12 protein-coding genes are annotated in these 18,999 nt (G+C 45.3%); 10 read left to right on the top strand and 2 right to left on the bottom strand.

Translation table 11 applies throughout. The features are described 5' to 3' along the window. The first annotated feature begins 114 nt into the window (after positions 1-114). The 4 genes from AC1DFM_RS32000 (at position 115) to AC1DFM_RS31985 (ending at position 7,991) form a co-directional block, all read left to right on the top strand. The gene (locus AC1DFM_RS32000; RefSeq protein WP_477080853.1) at positions 115-1,272 is read left to right on the top strand and encodes a FecR family protein; all 1,158 of its coding nucleotides are present in this window, start codon (positions 115-117) and stop codon (positions 1,270-1,272) included. 235 nt (positions 1,273-1,507) lie between these two features. Beyond that, complete coding sequence (locus AC1DFM_RS31995; RefSeq protein ID WP_477080852.1) at positions 1,508-4,834, top strand: SusC/RagA family TonB-linked outer membrane protein; 3,327 nt, start codon at positions 1,508-1,510, stop codon at positions 4,832-4,834. A 38-nt stretch (positions 4,835-4,872) separates the two neighbouring features. Beyond that, on the top strand, positions 4,873-6,447 hold the full coding sequence (locus AC1DFM_RS31990; RefSeq protein ID WP_477080851.1) for a RagB/SusD family nutrient uptake outer membrane protein: 1,575 nt from the start codon (positions 4,873-4,875) through the stop codon (positions 6,445-6,447). Between the two features lie 29 nt (positions 6,448-6,476). Beyond that, a complete protein-coding gene (locus AC1DFM_RS31985; RefSeq protein WP_477080850.1) occupies positions 6,477-7,991 on the top strand; it encodes a redoxin domain-containing protein in 1,515 nt (504 codons plus the stop codon). Between the two features lie 64 nt (positions 7,992-8,055). Here the strand turns inward: AC1DFM_RS31985 and AC1DFM_RS31980 are convergent, their stop codons facing one another. Continuing rightward, positions 8,056-9,051: a terpene synthase family protein gene (locus AC1DFM_RS31980; RefSeq protein ID WP_477080849.1), complete on the bottom strand. Its 996-nt coding sequence runs from the start codon at positions 9,049-9,051 to the stop codon at positions 8,056-8,058. A 563-nt stretch (positions 9,052-9,614) separates the two neighbouring features. Here AC1DFM_RS31980 and AC1DFM_RS31975 point away from each other — a divergent pair. Next, the gene (locus AC1DFM_RS31975; RefSeq protein WP_477080848.1) at positions 9,615-10,613 is read left to right on the top strand and encodes a terpene synthase family protein; all 999 of its coding nucleotides are present in this window, start codon (positions 9,615-9,617) and stop codon (positions 10,611-10,613) included. Between the two features lie 29 nt (positions 10,614-10,642). Here the strand turns inward: AC1DFM_RS31975 and AC1DFM_RS31970 are convergent, their stop codons facing one another. Continuing rightward, positions 10,643-11,986: a serine hydrolase gene (locus AC1DFM_RS31970; protein ID WP_477080847.1), complete on the bottom strand. Its 1,344-nt coding sequence runs from the start codon at positions 11,984-11,986 to the stop codon at positions 10,643-10,645. A 345-nt stretch (positions 11,987-12,331) separates the two neighbouring features. Between AC1DFM_RS31970 and AC1DFM_RS31965 the strand changes: the two genes are divergently transcribed. From AC1DFM_RS31965 to AC1DFM_RS31945, 5 genes are all read left to right on the top strand, one after another. After that, positions 12,332-12,982 (top strand): response regulator transcription factor, encoded by a 651-nt coding sequence (locus tag AC1DFM_RS31965; protein ID WP_477080846.1) that lies wholly within the window; start codon positions 12,332-12,334, stop codon positions 12,980-12,982. Between the two features lie 136 nt (positions 12,983-13,118). Next, positions 13,119-13,499 carry a hypothetical protein gene (locus tag AC1DFM_RS31960; protein WP_477080845.1) on the top strand — a complete coding sequence of 127 codons (381 nt, stop codon included), beginning with the start codon at positions 13,119-13,121 and terminating at the stop codon, positions 13,497-13,499. 13 nt (positions 13,500-13,512) lie between these two features. Next, a complete protein-coding gene (locus AC1DFM_RS31955; RefSeq protein ID WP_477080844.1) occupies positions 13,513-13,965 on the top strand; it encodes a hypothetical protein in 453 nt (150 codons plus the stop codon). A 13-nt stretch (positions 13,966-13,978) separates the two neighbouring features. Beyond that, positions 13,979-17,428, top strand: a complete 3,450-nt coding sequence (locus AC1DFM_RS31950; protein ID WP_477080843.1) for a hypothetical protein — start codon at positions 13,979-13,981, stop codon at positions 17,426-17,428. A gap of 21 nt (positions 17,429-17,449) precedes the next feature. Then, positions 17,450-18,856 carry a ComEC/Rec2 family competence protein gene (locus AC1DFM_RS31945; RefSeq protein WP_477080842.1) on the top strand — a complete coding sequence of 469 codons (1,407 nt, stop codon included), beginning with the start codon at positions 17,450-17,452 and terminating at the stop codon, positions 18,854-18,856. The last annotated feature ends 143 nt before the right edge of the window (positions 18,857-18,999 follow it).

Below are 18,999 nucleotides of genomic sequence, written 5' to 3'. Positions count from 1 at the left end.
AAAAAATAAGTATCTGGATAAGTACCATTTCCCTTTTTCTCATTCTTATATACACCAGGCTGTCATTACAACAGCGGGATACCTGTAAATTTTCACTACACGTTTTTAGAAGCTATGGAACCAAGAATTGCATATTTATTACAAAAATGCAGTGTAGACAGATTGACAACAGCAGAGCAGGAGGAGCTTTCGGCCTTTTTTCTGAATGAAGATAACCGTGAGCTATTCAACGAGGAAGCTGCTCAGCTAATAGAAAATACGCCGGCAGGAGCTGTGATATCGGAAGAAGACTGGAACCCATTACTGGCCCATGTGCTGCTGGTAGATAAAGTATCTCCTTCGCTGAAAGTGAGATACCGGAGATGGTGGCAGTATGCCGCGGCGGTGGCAGTATTGATAGGGATAACAGGGATATGGTGGCACCAGTGGAGCAATCCCAGGCAGCCATCCACGCCAATAGTGGCACATATAGCGCCGGGTACGAACAAAGCGGTGTTGCAATTGTCGGATGGCAGTACCATTGCACTCACAGATGTACAGAATGGCGTGGTAGGGCAACAAGGGGCGGCCCAATTAGTAAAGCTGGATAGCGGCTTTCTCGCCTATCAGCAGGAAAAGGGCGGTACTACAAAGGAACAGGTGTACAACACCCTGATCACGCCACGCGGGGGACAGTTTAAGATCATGTTGCCGGATGGCTCCATGGTGTGGTTAAATGCAGCCAGTTCTTTAAATTATCCGGCTTCATTTACCGGAGATAAGCGGGAAGTATCGCTTACCGGCGAAGCGTACTTCGAAGTGGCTTCCAAAGCGGGGCAACCATTTATTGTAAAGTCAAAAGGTCAAACAGTGGAAGTATTGGGGACACAATTTAATATCAAGGCCTATGATGATGAGCCGGTGGCAGCTACTACCCTGCTCACAGGTAAAGTGAAGGTAACCGGTACTGACTTTTCAAGGGTACTGCAGCCGGGAGAACAAGCATCGCGACAGGAAAGCCGTGGATGGCAGCTGATAAAGGGAATCGATACCGATCAGGTGATTGCGTGGAAGAATGGCTTCTTTTCCTTTAACCAGTCGGACATTACAACCGTGATGCGGGAACTGTCGCGCTGGTATGATGTGGAGGTGGTATTTGACACCCAAAACAGACAACAGGCATTTGTGGGAGAAATACCCCGCAATGTAAGCCTGGATAAGGCATTGCAAATTCTTTCACTCAGCGATATACACTATACTATAAAAGGAAGAACGATCCATATTATCGACTAATCAACCAACCATTTATTACTATTATCAACCAAAAACCAACCAGTCATGAAAAAGAATACGTCTTAAAAATAAAAACAGAAGTGCTTGCGACACTTCTGTTTTTTATCCGGGTTTACCGAAACTATCCGACTAAAGAAAGTTGATCAATTCACCCAAACATTACAAATGTATGCAATTAAATAATTGCTTGAGGCATTCCTGTGCCCATCCTTTTCTTAAAAAAGTGATGTTGATTATGAGAATGAATTTTTTCCTGATCGTTGTATTTTGTCTGCATGTAAGTGCCAAGGGAGTATCTCAGGAGATTACATTATCGCTGAAAGACGCCACACTGGAGAAGGTGTTGCTGGCTATCAAAGACCAAAGCGCGTATCATTTTTTCTACAATGCACAGCTAATAAAAGATGTGACGCATATTAACATTGAGATGCGTCGTGCCTCGCTACGGCAGGCGCTGGAGCAGAGTATGGCCGGCCGACCGTTTTCCTGGCATATTGATGAGGAAAATAAACTGGTAGTAATCGGAACGAAAACACCTGCAGCTATCATAACGTCGCCCATGGCTGTAATGGGAGCTGTTTCGGGTACAATAGTGGATGAGCATGGCGCTCCCGTACCAGGCGCCACGGTATCAGTAAAACCTTTTAACAGAGGCACCGTTACCAATGAAAAAGGACAGTTCAATCTCCGGGATCTATCTCCCGGTAGTTATATCCTGACAGTTACCTTTATTGGATACCATTCCGTGGAGAAAAATATTCAGGTAGGCAATACCCCATTGCAGCTATTCATTACCCTGAAGCCACTGATACTGGAGTTGGACGCTTCCGTTGTAATCGGCTATGGCACCACCACTAAGCGAAATAAAACAGAGGCCATTGCCACTGTTAATGCCAAACAATTATCCGAAGATCATTCCAGTGTAGCTGTTTCCGATATGCTGGCCGGCCGGCTACCCGGATTATATGTTATGAAATCGGGAGGGGCGCCAGGCGCAGGTTCTTCCTTTTTTATCCGGGGACTAAGTACCTTCAATAATACCGCCCCGTTAGTAGTGGTAGATGGTATTCCGGATAGAAGTCTGGATGATCTGAATGCCAGCGATATTGAAAGTATTTCTGTATTGAAAGACGCTTCGGCTATTTCGGTGTATGGCGCCCGGGCAGCCAATGGCGTAATACTGGTCACCACTAAACGAGGCAACACCGGTAAAACAAGCATCACCTTTAACGCCAACATGATTAACCAACGCCCTACGCAATATTATAAACAACTCGATGCCTATCAGTATGCGCAGCTATACAATGAATCATTGCAGAACGAAAATCTCTATCAGCCTGACCAGGGAATGGGATTTAGTCCGGCAGTAGTACAAAAATTCAAAGATGGGTCTGATCCTGATCACTACCCAAATACCAATTGGCTCAATGAGGTACTGGCCAGTTCTATGTGGCAGCAGAATTATAATCTGGCCGTTTCCGGAGGAAGCGATAAAGTGCGTTATTATATCTCCGGAGGCTACGCAAAAAATAACGGATTATTTCCGGTAGAAAACTATCGTCGCTATAATCTACGCAGTAATATGGAGGCGAAAGTGACAAGGGATCTGAAAGTAACGATGAACGTGAGTGGATCTTTCAATAAAAAAAATGCAGAAGCGGTATATAGTTCGGAGTATGTTATTAATAACATGTACGGTACCCCTCCTACCCGTGTCAATAAATTTAGTAATGGCTTATATGCCTATGTACCGGAACAGCGAGGCAATGCTTATCTGCAGTCTATCGGACAGTCAGGCTTCTGGGTGACCAATGGTAATATTTTCAATTCGCAGGTGACCCTGCAATATGACCTGCCCTGGATAAAAGGATTATCGCTGAAGGGAAATGGGGCTTATGATAAATATTATTCTTTTGGTAAACGTTTTGCGACACCTTTTGACATGTATAGTATAGATGATGCCGGCAAATACACCCCAGTGCCTGGCTATCCTACGGCGCCTTTCCTGAAAGAATATTTCGGACAAACACAGAACGTTACACTGGAAGGCGGTGTGCAATACGACCAATCATTTGCGCAACATACGGTATCTGGTATGTTACTCTATACACAAACAAATGCCACTACCGATAATTTCAATACACAACGGTCCGGCTTTGTATCTTCCAGTTTATCTGAGCTGAGTTTGGGTGATCCTACCAGGGCTACCAACGACGGCAGCGGCACCCAGAGTGCGAGAAGAGGCCTGGTGGGCCGTTTGGCATATAATTACGCAGAACGTTACCTGTTTCAGTTCAACTTCCGGTATGATGGTTCTGATATATTTCCTCCCAATCAACGGTATGGATTTTTCCCATCCGTATCTGCTGGTTGGGTGATATCAGAAGAACCTTTTATGAAAGATAAAATCAATCACCTTGATTTTCTGAAGATACGAGGCTCCTGGGGGCAGCTGGGAAACGACCGGGTATCCCCCTATCAGTTCCTCACCACCTATGCACTGGGAACGACTCCAGGCTATTCACTGGGAGGAGCTACGCCACAGTACTACCAAACCTTATCGCCTAATGTTTTGGCCAATCCGGCATTTACATGGGAACGTGCCGTTATTGCCAATGGCGGACTGGAAGCACATTTCGCAGGAGATCTGCTGACGCTGGAAGCCGACTATTTTTACAAACGTACCAAAGATATTCTGGCGCCGCCATCTATGCAGGTTCCCTCCGTGATTGGCATTGGCTTACCAGACATGAACAGCGGCATTGTGGATACGAAAGGAGTTGAAATAGCTTTAAGTCATACTAATCATCTCGGTAAATTCAACTACTTTATTTCACCAAATATCAGCTTTACCAGGAATAAAATAGTGTACTACCCGGAATCACAAAGTATCCCGGACTGGCAGAAGTTATCAGGTAAATCTATCGGATTCTTTAATAGTGAAGTGGGTTCCAAATACCTTGGTTACGAGTCGGACGGCTTATATCAGAGCCCGCAGGAAGTCACAAAAGGTCCTACCCCGCTGTATCCTGGCGTAGCAGCTGGAGATATCAGGTATAAAGATATAGATGGAGATGGTGTATTAACAGCGAAAGACCGCGTACCAGTAGGCAGCAATTTCTTTCCACAGATTCAGTACGGTATCCGTTGCGGTGTCAGCTATCAGGGTATAGCCATGAATATACTGCTCCAGGGTGCTGGTAATGTGAAAGGATATACCTATACTGGTTTGCCCGCCTCCACAGATTTGTTGGGACGCTGGACACCTACGCATACAGATGCCACCTACCCCCGTTTGTGGTACAATAATCAGAACAATACAGAATACTCCGACTACTGGATACGTAGTACCGCTTATATGCGTGTAAAAAACATAGAACTGGCTTATTTATTACCAACCGCACTGTTGCATCGCATTGGCGCCAGTAGCTTACGTTTGTCAGTTACCGCCAACAATCTGTTTACTTTCTCCCGTTTCAAATTATTTGATCCGGAAGGCGCCGGCCAGGTGCGTGATCCGCTGATGAAGTCATATAGCGCCGGCGCCACCCTGCAGTTCTGATGAGTGAAACGAATTTTTGTATCATTTAATGCTCTCCAATGAAAAAATTAATCAGCTATATATCACTGGTAATTATGTTGGCCATCCTGTCGTGCAACAAGGATGCACTGAATAAAGGACCCCTGAATCTTTACAGTGACAACAATATATGGAAAGACAGCGCCCTGATAAGCCGGGTGGTATTGCAAACCTATACTGGTATGCATGCTATTTATGATGATGCCGGCGACTGGCTGCCCTGTGATATTACCGATGAGGCTAAAAGTGCCCGTCCTTATTTACAGGCTGCCCTCGTGAATACAGGCCAGTACTCTCCTTCTACGGGAATTTATAATGGTCTGTGGACAGGCTCCTATACGAATATACGGGCTTGCAATACCATTTTGTCCCATCTGGATGATATGCCACTCAGCACTGCCGGCAAACAACAGATCAAAGGAGAAGTAATGTTTCTGCGGGCACAGAGCTGTCAGGACCTCTACCTGACCTTTGGACGTTTCCCGATTGTAGACAAAGTACTGTCGCTCGCGGATGATTTGTCTATTCCCCGCGGCTCTGATGAGGCCTGTATGGCTTTCATGCTGAATGACCTGACTACCGCTGCCGCCTCCCTGCCAGACAGGTATCCAGATGAATCCACGGGAAGGGCTACACGATTTGCGGCACTGGGCATGAGATGCAGACTGCTGCTGAATCAGAAGGATTATACCGGTGCGGCCGCTGCCGCCAAAGAAATTATTGATCACGGAGGATTCAGTTTGTTCCCGGATTATGGCGCCATGTTTTATCCGGAAAATGATGATAACAATGAAGTCATCTTCAACAAGGAATATGCAGGTGATCAAAGCGGCCAAACGCATTCTTTGGATACGTATGACAACTCCTCCTATTTTACCGGATTTAGCAGTGTGGTAGAATGCCCTACACAGAACCTGGTGGATCAATACCTGATGACGGACGGCAAGGCATGGAATCAATCCCCCTTATTTGATCCGGCAAAGCCTTACACCAACCGCGATCCCCGCTTTCAGGCCAGCATTATGTATGACGGCACTACCTGGATGAATACGAATATGGATATGAAGCTGGGCTCCGTCATCAATCCATCTACTTACAGTACTACCTATACGGGCTACATGCTGCGTAAATTTCTGAATCCGCACTATATTTTCTATGGTAACAATACGAATTACCAGAACTGTATTATGCTAAGGCTCGCAGAAATTTATCTTAACTACGCGGAGTGTCAGCTGAAACTGGGTAATCCGGAAGAAGCCCGCATTTACATTAACTTGTTGCGTAAAAGGGTAAACATGCCGGAAATACCGGCAGGAAAATTATCCTGGGATGATTATGTACGGGAACGTACCGTAGAACTGGCATTTGAGGGGCAACGCTGGAACGATATCCGGAGATGGGGAACCGGAGCAACCATGATTGGCGGCACTATCAATGCCGTGAAAATTGGTGGCATCAATAGCGTCAGAACCTATGCTACCGTGCCATTGGAACAACGTTATTTCGATCCAAAAATGTATTATTTCCCTATTCCACAATCCGAACTGGAAAAGTATCCGGCAGGAAAAGTGCTGGAGCAAAATCCAGGCTGGTAACTTCATCAATAATTATCAAAAACTGACATATGAAAATCAATCTCCATTATCTATGCAGCTATACCATCACGGCGATTGCCCTGTTGCATGCACCCATGGCTGTAAAAGCACAACAAAAAAAAACAGATAGCCTGCTGGCGGTGATTAATGCCCATCCCGACAATCTATCTGCACATGAAGCTTATGTGCAATCAGCGCGGAAAGACAGCTTAAAGGTGACCAAACAATATCACCTGTGGATGAAGAAATACCCCAAAGTAGCGGCAGTACCATATGGCTATGGCGTTTTCTACACTAACCAGGAAAGCCCTGCTGCCAGGCCATTTCTCCTGAAAGCAGTGGCGTTGGACCCCAAGCTGGCAGTGGCCTGGGCGGAGCTGGCCATTGATGCAGAACGCTGGGGTGAATTTAAAAAATCATCTGAGTACATAAGTAAAGCCGTCGCAGCGGAACCGGATAATGCAGACTACTTCTCTTCATATGCTTATTCTTTTGAGAGCAGTGATCCGGAAAAGTATGTTGCACTCAGTCATGAACTAATTAAAAAATTCCCTGAAAGCCCCCGTAGCGCACAATCCTTGTATTGGCTGGCTTTCCGGACAGCAGATAAGCAACAACAACTGGCTTACTACGAGCAGCTGCGCAGGGATTATCCGGTAGCAAAATTTAACTGGTCTGCCTGGGCAATGTCTGAATATTTTGATATCCTGCTGGCAGATAATCCGCAACAGGCTTTGCAACTCGCGTCAGAACTGGCGAAGACACCAGGTATCGATGCAGAAACGAAAGCAGATTACGAGAAGCAACAGGAACTGGCTACTCAGATCATACAGGTGAATCAGTTACTAAGCGACCAAAAAACAAACGAAGCCATCGCGTTACTGTCAACGATGAAAGTAAAGAAACGGGGGAATGAATCAACCCTGTGGATGTTACTGAAAGCCAAAGCGACAGCACAAGCCGGCAAGCCACAGCAGGCTTATGATACCCTGTTGAGGTACTATGTTAAAACACCCACCAGATCTACGAAAGAAGCATTGATAGCTTATGGAGAAAAAACCGGCAAATCGGAAGCGGCGGTGAATACCGATATCCGTCAGCAGCTCGCCGCAGCATCGAAAGATGCATCTTTTAATTTTAATGCTTATATGACTCCCGGTAAAGTTTCTTTAAAAGATTACAAGGGCAAAGTAGTATTGCTCACCTTTTGGTTTCCGGGTTGTGGCCCCTGCAGAGGAGAGTTTCCCCACTTTGAAAGGGTACTGAAAAATTTCAAGGGACAAGCTGTTTCTTATGTAGCCGTAAACATTGCACCAGAGCAGGATGAATATGTGATCCCGTTTGTGAAGACCAGCGGTTATAGCTTTACTGTTTTGAAAGATAGAGAAGCCGATCGGCATAATTTGCCAGTAAGAGGAGCCCCTTCTAATTTTCTGATAGATCAGAACGGACGCATTATTTTCAGCGACTTTATGATCCAGAATCATGAGGCAGAGTTAATGTTACAGGATATGATACAGTTGTTGCTGAGTCATTCGGTGTAATAAAATCAGTGCTTATATCAGGGAAAGGCGCTTGTAGGCCTTTCCCTTTGGGGTTTGGTGGCTTTCAGCGAGAATGCTTTTCTTCAGGCCAGGCAAATCCTACGCCTCCATGCAGGTACCTATCCGTTTCCTGTAAATAAAATGTATTTACTCCCTGAAGACCGACTCCCGCATAATATAGAAATTTATCCACGTGTTCCTGGTATTCACCAAACTCACGATAGTCCCTGTGCAAGTTGATCATTTCTTCCAAATCTGCATTATGTATACGAAAAGCCTCATTACAAGCTTCTTCCAACGATAAATGATATTCCCGTTGCAGCACAAGGACTAAGTTAAACACTTCTGTACCCTTCGCCATTTCCTTTGGCAGAGAATGGATATCATTTTGCCAGGCAACAACTCTAACAATCAAGGATATTATCTTTTGAATAATGGGATGCTCAATAATATGGTCTGGGAGGACAAGCCCCGACTCAATCTCACCCAAGACCAAATATGGATGCATAAGCACCGAATACTCGCGGATAACCTTAAAAAGGGCAAGAGAAGGAGGTTGTTTGGTTACTTTAAAAGAATATTCTAATTCAATCCCGTATCTGAAGGATTTGTAGAAATAATTAATGAAGCGATTCATCCATATTTCCGGCATAAAAGCCCGAAATTCGTCTCTGAGAATCGCCATATGTTGATAAAGTGCATTTTCGTCTGGCCCAGGTTGTTCTCCTTTAAGAATTGCTGTACAACGGATTCGTTGCTGTTGAATTTCCTGAAGCGAGGAGTGCTCCAATTGATCGTCGAGAACAACATACTGGAGCATGAACCTGTTGCAGGGAATAGTTTGCTCATAGGTCAAATCGGGCCACATACAGGCTGTACAGGCATGTAATCGCATCTTCTTGTATTTCTCTCTCTGTATGTCTGTCAGAAAAATATAATCATTGTCGATCCAGGAATCCATATCTCTCCCCATTTGCGCTATATGTGGATTCACAAGATTAGGCCATGGATAGTAATTCAAAGGGAGGTAGCTGCTGGATTTGTATTCTTCAGGTTTCATATTTATAATTGAGTTTAGCAATAGATATTTCTGTCACATGCCCTGCGACTCCACTTTGTAAATTGATTAATCAAAAAAAAAGGTTCGTCGTGCATAAAAATAAGGAGGTCTGCTGCTGCAAGCTGGCAGCAGACCTCCTTGTTTTGTTTTACCGTTTGTTGAACAAAGTAATTTCAGATTGCGGTCTTACAGCATCACGTTAGTTTAAGTTTGTATTAAGCTACTGACTCAAAAAAAATCAAGGAGACCAAAGAGTCTGTACTGATGTAAGTTTTAGTTAATCACATAAAGAATAAACACCAGTTAGAGTGACCATGCCGGAAGTGTTTGACCCTCGACATCGCAACCCAGCAGTTACTCCATTGTTACCTACTTAATATGGTTTACAATAGCCATATTATTTAACTGATGCCAATTTTCGCAATTACCATTTAAAGACATCTATTCTCTCACTGGCGAACGTCTCCTGCCCTCAACTCCCGTGAAAGACATTTCGCAGGAATTGGAGAGTCGCCCTATAAGCAGACGAATAGCATTATTTATGACCCAGAATATTCAGAAATATGAATGCCCTTGAACTACTCCGAACACATTTCAGATATCCATTTCCAACGTTAAAAAACCCTTACGCTGACCAGTTGCAGGAAATGACCGACCAACAATGGATTGATGGAGAATACTTATGGCTCTACGAGCTGGCACCAGATGTACGTGAAAAATATAAGAAAACCAAAACAGCGCACATTACTTCCCAATGGTTTCCTACTGCCTCCTTTGAGCGACTGAAGCCCTTGGGCAGGCTCATGTTATGGACATTATATAACGACGACCTGTACGAAGAAAGTAGCCCTGAAGATATTGACGGTGTACAAAGGCGCTCCCTGGCTATATTGAAAGGTGAAATAGGAGCCACTGAAGCAGAAATCCCCCTTGGTCAGATGCTTGTTACCTTAAGGCAAGAACTGCTACAGTTCATCCCAAATGAATCTATCACCCGTTTTGCGGACATGATCAACCGGTATTTTTCCGGGCTGAGAACTGAGTTGATATACAAAAAGAACAAAGCGTTTCCAACAGTGAAAGAATGCATCGCTTTGCGTGAAGACTCTATATGCCTATACCCATTCCTACAGCTTACTGAGGTGGAAACCGGTATCATCCTACCTCCTGAGATACATCAGCATCCTGCGATCTTGCGTCTCCAGGCATTGGCATGCCACCTGGTCACGTATTTTAACGAGATTCAGTCAGCAGCGAAAGACGAAGCAACGGATAGCATTTACTATAACATTGTAAAAGTAATTCAGCATGAATATAAGATATCCCTGGAAGAAGCCTTCCTCGAGGATCTTCGTCTGCATAATGAAGACCTGAAAGAATTTATCACACTACAATCCTCTCTACCGGATTTCGGTATATGGCAGGATGCTGTAGTCAACTGGGTGCATTATATGAGCATGGTACTTAGTGGCTGGAAAAATATATCTACCAGACTAGATCGTTATAACGCTATGGAATTTCCCGATGCAGCTGAACTGAAGCAAAAATTGAATCAGATGTAGGAAAAAAAATCTACTATGCCTGGTATCAACTACTGCATCTTCTTCCCCACCCGTATCTCACCTTTTCCTTTATTTAAATATATCTCATTCACCTCACCTTTCGCGTCTCGTCCAAAGGTAATCTCTCCCTCTTCCCCTTCCCTTTCCATTACCCAAAAATGATCCTTTTCACGGGCTATCAACTCCAGGGACCTTCTGGGAGAACGCCCCATCAGATGACCATCTACCAGTAAGATATCTGCAAAATCGGTACTGCTAAATTCATATCTCCCCGTATAAGTCTCCAGCTCCTTCCTGCTAAGTTTGGCTGCCGGAACAGGTAAAGCATATGGCTGCTGATAAATAATAGCTGCAATACCTTTCGAAATTGCTGCCAGGTAAGGATCATCAGAACGGTTGTTCAACAAAACAATAAAAAGGTCGTCTGAAGGTATCCGGACCATTTTAGACCTGAAGCCAAACATGGCGCCACTATGTCCAACCATTAGTTTGTTGTATACAGAATCCATATCCCATCCATAACCATATGTCCCTTTAAATGGCGTATAGGCGGCCTTTAACAATTCCCCGGACACCACCAACCCCTGTTGCCACGCCTGATGCCATTTATACAAATCTCCTACCGTGGAATACATAGCTCCTGCAGCAAAGAACACTGAAGAATCGATAACGGGGCATACTTTTTTCTCCAACACGGAAATAATCATATAGCCTTGCGCCTTATTGATACTTTTTAATCCCTTATAATCAAATCCGGTATTTTCCATTTTTAAAGGACTCAGCAACATTTCCCGGACTACTTTTTCATATTGCTCATGTGTCACCTTCTCAATAATATAGCCCAATAATACGTATCCGGAATTGCTGTACTTAAATCTTTCTCCGGGAGAAAACTCCAGCGACTGTTGCTTCAGTTGCGTTAACATATTCTCTTCATTCGTTGGTATAACGGATATCTTTACAAAATCATCACGGTGGGTATAATCAGGAATGCCGGAGGTATGTGTCAACAGATTTTTAATACTGATGCTATCTCCCTTGGGAAAATCCGGATAAAATTTGCTGAGTTTATCTTCCAATCCCAGCTTTTTTTGTGCAATTAATTTTAAGATGACTGCCGCCGTGAATTCCTTTGTGATGGAACCAATCTGGAAAATGGTGTTGGCATTATTTAAGCTGCTATCTGAAAAGTCTTTCCAGCCATAGCCTTTTTCAAAAAGTATTTTACCATGGTAGGCCACTAGTGCAACACCACTGAACTTATTCAGATTAACATAAGCAGATATCAACGAGTCTATCTTCACCGACACATGCTGCGCCTTCCCATAAGGCAACAGCATAAAACAAAACAGAAATGCGAATAGCGTTTTCATGGTCATTAAATTTGAAGATATCAACGTGCGTAATTTCTTTACTTTGACAAAAGTATCCTCAAACCCAACAATACAGGGATAATGTGACGAAATACCGTATTAATGTGATACTCGCCCCGAAATATTATGCGGAGGCAATAACTAAACGGCACTTATCACCCGTTATTTTTCCCGATATGCGCTAATGAAAATTCCCTTACCTTTATCACAGTGTCTTTACAAAGCGTAAAGACATATAATGAGGCCACCAGCTTCAGACAGTATGCATACAAGATTATAAGCCAGGAGCCCCTTACTCAAAATAACCAGCCCCATGAAATACATTGACTGGGAATTGCATCGCATATGAAACAATACTATCCTATCCGCCTATTCGTGGCTGACCGTCAGGAGGTGTACCTTGAAGGGCTTTCGCATATTCTACAGACCGCACCAGATATAGAGCTACTGGGAACCACGACTGATGGCAACGAGCTTACTTCCGCGCTGACTATACTACAACCAGACATTCTCCTCACTGACCCCACATTTGATATTGACGGCAACACCACGGTACTKCAATACGTGCCCAAAACGCTGCCGAACGTAAACATCATTGCATTATCATTGCTGGATGATATACCGATGCTGGGCAGCATGTTACAAGCCGGTGTGCAGGGCTTTCTGCTCCGGCAATGCGATAGGCTGGAGATACTGGAAGCCATTCATGATGTATACAACAAGAAGCTTTATTACTGCCGTGCTATTGCATCACAGGCGATGCGCCTTTTTTCTGCGCCACGTTCCTCCACACAGCAGGAAATCTTCAGCGCCCGTGAAAAGCAGATCATTCAGTTGATATGCCAGGATATGGTTACCAAAGAAATAGCGGCCAGGCTGGGCCTTAGCAACAGAACGGTAGAAGGCTACCGGTTGCGGATCATGGAAAAGATGAATGTACGCGGCACTGCAGGCATTGTTGTGTATGCTATCCGGCAGCATATGGTAGTAGTATAAAGAAAAAAAACAGACAGAACAAGCGTAATATTACGTATGGCTGACGGGATAAATACGGGTTCTACAGAATAACAGCCACCCTACCTTTACGGCTGTAATCAAACAACAATTTCTTTACCCTCAAAATCTTATCACTATGGGTTTCCCTTATAAACAGACTACACCTCTGGTAAACTCCGTTTCTGCCACCACCACCGTCAGCATTAGTGGCGGCATGCAGATAGCAGTAGTAAAATTTACGTCTGCCGCCGGAGATCTCGGCAGCGTAACACTTTCGCCTATTCAGCCTACAGCAGGCCCTGTAACTTTTCAAAGAGGGCAGCAGACCGTAAATCTCAAAAAGGCCACTTTCACAGCTGCTATAGGATTCACTGATGGTAGCGTTTTTGCAGAAGGTGACGCTACAGATCAACAAGGTAATAACGATACTCCTTACTCAGCCTCCATTGCTGCATGGAATGCCAGTGGCGAGGCAGGCGCTAAAGTTAAACCCAAAATTAAAGAGGATCAGGTTTAATATCATCAGATAGATGTCTGTAAAACTAATAGCAACAACAGGTATTGTCCTGTTGTTGCTTATCTCTTCATTGCTATACGCTCAACAACCAAAGGCGGATTGCGTCACCGATGTACTTTCTACTCCCGGAAAATGCACACAACGTGCCCTGGGTGATTTGCAGATAATATACAAGATCGACAGCAGCGGTAATGCTGTCACTTGTGTGTTGCTACTGAACACACAGGTGGCAGGTTTGTGCAGACTCACCCCCACTACCAACACCTATATTTTTGATCTGGAGTTGGGAACAGGATGTGCCAGCGGTTTACTGAAAATGTTGCCTTTGCTGCCTGATATGCCGGGCATGCTGAACGGCGATTTCAGTTATAGCGTATCAAGCAACAACCAAAGTTTTGTTTTCAAAGGTCTGCTGGCGGCGTGGTTTGTCAATGGCATCTCACCACCAAGCATGCAAAAACCATAAACCGCTGAGTACTATGAGCACCCTTGCATTCAGCAACACCCATTCAGGTAATACATCACTATACACCACCCCTGACGATAACGGCTGGTGTGCCTTTGTGCTGGCATCCGGTACCTCCTCCGGCAAAGATACCCTCAGCCTCATCGATACTACTGCTGTCAATGGCTATTATCTTTTTGCCACCAGCGCCCCTGCCATCAGTGCAGATACGCTGGTACAGAATATATGGAACTATATTAATTTCATTTCCAGTAGTACACCTGATAACGCAATCCTATGGCTCAGGTCCCCCAATGATGCCCTTTCATCGGCTAATGTAATAGCGCTGCTCCTGACACAATACAATAAAGGTTTTGCTATCATGCAGCAAATGAACTTCAGCTTCGGTAACAATTATGCATCACTATACATCGGTTCCATCAACACTTATTTTTCCGTTGATGACGACAATGATCGCCTGCTGCTCACCTTCAATGATCCTTCACAGGTCAGCTTTCAGGCCAACACCATAGCCTCCAGCACCGTTACACAACTCCAGCCGCTGGTACTCCCATTTACCGGCATTGGCCGAGGTTGCATGCGCCTGGTGATCGGATTCAACCTTGCCCGTGACTTTACCGCGGTAGCCTATGACCTCAGCATAAAATATTTCTATAACAGTACAACAGATGGTTCCCTTTGTACCATCCGCTATCCGCTTGTGCCAGATGGCCTTCTCAATTACTATCTGCTCTGCCAGGCAAGTATCAATCCTGTGGATATGATGAACATACATAAGACAGGAACTTACTTTGCCCTGCTGGGACAAACCATCTATTCTGATACCCAGGTCAACACCCCCAGTCCCACCCTATTCGATACTTATTATACCGCGGATTATGGCTATCCATTGCAGATGAAACCGGTGGTCAACCTATCTTCCGTGAATGGTACTGATAATTACCCTGGCCCTGGCAGCGCCCTGCTCGTATTCAGCCACCGGGATGTCGCCGATACACTGTCCTGGTATCTCATACCGTCCGGTAACTTCACGCTGGTATTGGATAGCAAATATGCTCCCTATCTCGACAGCAACAAACAGATGCGCTTCATGAATGGCCTCGCCGGCACAGAGAGTGTAAGCTTCACGCCAGAAGTGAATGGCAGCACCGGCGATCTGCTGTGTTTCACTGCAAAACAATCTGCCTATGCAGACCGGTTTCCTTTAGCAGGATCACCCAACCTGGATGAGGATGGCAAGGTGCTTCCCGTGCTCAACAACAGCTACCAGACTGCATGGGCCGCTATCCAGCAAGGTAGCAGCAGCAACACCACTGTTATCTATCATGCACAACCGGTAGGCGCTTCCCTGTTTGCGGCTGATCAGGATGTGTTTACAAATAAGGAAGTATTAGGCAGCTTCATTCCCAATGCAGGAACACTCTCCCAAACAATCGTATTTCCGATGGCTTCCTACGGCGCCGTTACTTCCAGCAATGTACTTACTGACCCTCAACAATACGAGCTACAAATCATCAGTGCGCAACGCAAAAATGCCATCGGCGTTAGCCAGCAGCAACAATTGATGCAGGCACGCAGATCTATGCAAACGGCAACCGCTGATATCGTACCGGGTACCAGCCCGCAAGGCTTTTATATCGAAGCCGACAAAACAAGCGGCGTATGGAAATTACTGCAATTAGCCAGCAATCAGTATCTGCAGAGTGATGGCACCACGTCGCCCCTCTACAAACTTTTCTTCAGCGATCTTAGCCCCACCCTACAAAGCGCCTTCCAGACCAATCAACTGTTCAACGTTATCTCTTTCAATCCTACTGTTGGCGATTCTCCAGTACTTGGCTCCTTCAGCAATGAAATGTATATGGACGGCTGGCCTTTTATACTCGATGTACCGCAGCAGAATGTATATGGTCAGTTCAACAATGTGCTGATCTTCAAATTCCGCAACGGTGCACTGACAGATCATATCAGCAATCCACAGGGATGGACGATGGCGAATCAGTTTAACATGACTGATAACAATGGACTCGAATTATTGTCAACATGGATACAGCAATATGTGCAAACAGGTATTGATAATTACCTGGTGAATAAAGACAACGACTACTATAAATTCTATACAGCAGCTACAGACCCACAATGGCAGGGAGTTCTGGCACTTGCTATCAATGTGGATGTGCAACATTTCCCTGCTGCACTTCAAGGCCTGCTGGCTGGTATCGACCTGCAACGGTTCAATGCCCATCATTTTGGTATAGACATGAGCGTAGTACACAATGATAACGGTGCATTATCCATGTTGCCTGTGAGCGCCCTGTTTGGTTTGATTGATTATGAAGACCAGGTATTTCTTTCACTCGGACAATCCGTAGAAAGATACAAGAAAGAGGCGGTGATCAATACAGACGTGGATTATGACTTTAAGGTGCTCAATCTCAAAGTGCTGTTCAGCAATGCGAAGGTGGTGAATTTCAACAGCAATATTGCACTTACCATCAACCGGCTTTTCGGTGAGAAAACAAAAGCAGATAACCGGAACAACCTCGTGATACTGCGAGGAGCCTGTGAAAATCACAATGGCGTTCCGGCGTATACGTTTGTGAGTACAGATGATAGTCTCATCTTTCTTGACAGCGCAATTATGCAGGATGTAGAAATACAGAAAGCATCCTTCAGCACCACTGTGCCGCAAAGCGGTGGTCAGGGCATTGTGCAGTCGGTCTTTTCCTGCTGGGGATTCATCAACTTCAACAAGCTCAGTGATTTTGATATCCTTTCCTTCGGAAGTGAAGTGAATGCGTCACCGGGTAGTGCCGGCATTGCCTGTGCAGGATTGAACCTCGACATGGACTTTCCATTGGAAACACCCTCCACACGTACTTTCCGCTTCGACATCAGTCATCTTGCCGCAGACATCGGTCAGAGTACCGCCCGCAATGATAGCCTGTACAGGCATTTCCCGCTACAGCTCACGGGTATGACCAGTGGCTCCAAAGACAACACGCCTGCATCCCAGGGATTCCTGAACGTAACACAATGGATCAACCAGCCACAGGAAGGCATTTCAGGTGACTGGTATGGACTCGTGTTCACACTCAACATGGGTACCCTGGGCGCATTGGCCTCAGCCGCAGGTTTCAACAGCACCTTCCTGGCTGCGTGGAACGTAGGCGGTAGTGGCACTGCTGCCGCGCTGAAGCTCCCTGGTGTAAATCCACAGGCGCCTTTCTTCAGCCTGCAAGGTGTACTAAAACTGGACATCGGTTCCGTATCCTTATCCCTGGCGGATGGCAGCGGTCCTGGTAAAGCAGCTTATCTTATGAAGATCAATAATATTGCAGTAAAACTGCTCAGTCTTTCGTTTCCACCAGGAGGTAATATTGGCTTCTTCCTCTTTGGCAACCCGGATCTGGGTGCACCACCAGAGAGCCTTGGCTGGTATGCTGCCTATGTAAAAAAATGACGCTGTTAAAATATCAATCTTATGTTTCCCCTCTCCCTCAAAACAAACCTGTACAGTCTTATATGCTGTATGTGCCTGCTGCTAACGCATTCGCTAAAAGCGCAGGAAAGACTGGAAATACATCATATCAATGTAGAAAACGGAGATGCGACCATGATTCTGATACATAATACCGTAGTGGATACCTTTCCGGCGGCCGTATTGATTGATGGAGGTTTGAGAGAATCCTATGCCTTCATCAACAATTATTTCAAAAATTGTTTGCGAGACTCGATGCCTGTAGCACACTTTAAATATATGATCCTGAGCCACCATCACCAGGATCACTATTTCGGCTTTAAATCGCTGGGCGACAGTGCCTTCATCCAGGTGGACACCGTCATTGATATTGGCGGTTATAAACTCAACAGTACCTACGCGGCAATAGCTCCTCCGGACACCAGTGCCGCAGCACTTAAAAGAGGCGGTTCAACTCCGAGATTCAAAAGTGTCTATCTGGCTGCGCTAAAAAAGGCCTACAATAACAACTTATTGAAATCCAGAAGTAAGGTGCTCACCTCGTTTCCCCGCGATATAGGGAAAACCATTACTGTCGGTACCGTCAATGGTGTCCCTGTGACGCTTACCTGCGTGGCCGCTGCGTCCTATACATATGCACGAAACGGAGATTCTGTATCTCATGGTGTCTCCAGTAGTAATAATTGCAATGATTATTCACTTGGGTTTGTACTTCGGTACGGTGAGTTTCGTTACTTCACAGGTGGAGACCTGGGTGGTCAGAACGGAAGCAGTTACATCGACCAGGAAACGACATTGGTAGGTGGGCTGGACACCCTACTGCATCAACTCAGCTACAGCTTTGATAACACCGCCACAAGGGACAGTGCAACGGGACATATCTGCGCTTTCAAAGTAAGTCACCACGGCAGTGATCACAGCACCAATCCTGTATTCTTAAAGATACGACCTGCAGTAGCTATCGTTTCAGCAGGCAACCAGAAAAACTGGGCATTGCCCAACCCAGCCTTTCAACAACGCCTGGATACCACGTGGAAGCCGCTTTCCAGCCGTGCAGACAGCACAAGGCCTTTCGGCGTATCTGATCGCGGGCTTTACATCACCAACTTGTACGACTTCAAAAGATTTGGCGGAGAAAGGGACAGTTGTCTGAAATATGCGGTACAGTTGTTTGCCGGCCGTACAGATACGCAGTTTCAATATGGCAACGATTATGATACCTCGGGCGTGGCCACCGGTGCGATGACCGGTTCCAGCCATGATCCGACCTGCAAAGACAGCTATATACTGACCGTTGAACCAAATAATATCACCACACAATCCGTCTTCTACTTATACATGACTAATTACTGGAAGGGTGTTATCATGCGTTTTCTGGGGGGATATAAATGTCATCGCAACACACCGTAGTAAAGTATTCATTCATCATCATTCAATAATAACAAACAATGTGCTATCAGCAATTATATAATCTTTTTCGCAGATGCTGTTGTTGCCTATGCCTCCTGCTTCCGCTGTACACAGCGGCCCAGAATAAAATACTGGAGATACAT

The organism is Chitinophaga sp. 05T412 (assembly GCF_056396465.1).
The sequence above is the reverse complement of the archived record's forward strand: the minus strand, read 5'-3'. Positions and strand labels throughout refer to the sequence as shown.

Coding starts and splice junctions, on each gene's coding strand:
- AC1DFM_RS32000 (WP_477080853.1), top strand. CDS start 115: ATGGAACCAAGAATTGCATATTTATTACAAAAATGCAGTGTAGACAGA.
- AC1DFM_RS31995 (WP_477080852.1), top strand. CDS start 1,508: ATGAGAATGAATTTTTTCCTGATCGTTGTATTTTGTCTGCATGTAAGT.
- AC1DFM_RS31990 (WP_477080851.1), top strand. CDS start 4,873: ATGAAAAAATTAATCAGCTATATATCACTGGTAATTATGTTGGCCATC.
- AC1DFM_RS31985 (WP_477080850.1), top strand. CDS start 6,477: ATGAAAATCAATCTCCATTATCTATGCAGCTATACCATCACGGCGATT.
- AC1DFM_RS31980 (WP_477080849.1), bottom strand. CDS start 9,051: ATGAAACCTGAAGAATACAAATCCAGCAGCTACCTCCCTTTGAATTAC.
- AC1DFM_RS31975 (WP_477080848.1), top strand. CDS start 9,615: ATGAATGCCCTTGAACTACTCCGAACACATTTCAGATATCCATTTCCA.
- AC1DFM_RS31970 (WP_477080847.1), bottom strand. CDS start 11,986: ATGAAAACGCTATTCGCATTTCTGTTTTGTTTTATGCTGTTGCCTTAT.
- AC1DFM_RS31960 (WP_477080845.1), top strand. CDS start 13,119: ATGGGTTTCCCTTATAAACAGACTACACCTCTGGTAAACTCCGTTTCT.
- AC1DFM_RS31955 (WP_477080844.1), top strand. CDS start 13,513: ATGTCTGTAAAACTAATAGCAACAACAGGTATTGTCCTGTTGTTGCTT.
- AC1DFM_RS31950 (WP_477080843.1), top strand. CDS start 13,979: ATGAGCACCCTTGCATTCAGCAACACCCATTCAGGTAATACATCACTA.
- AC1DFM_RS31945 (WP_477080842.1), top strand. CDS start 17,450: ATGTTTCCCCTCTCCCTCAAAACAAACCTGTACAGTCTTATATGCTGT.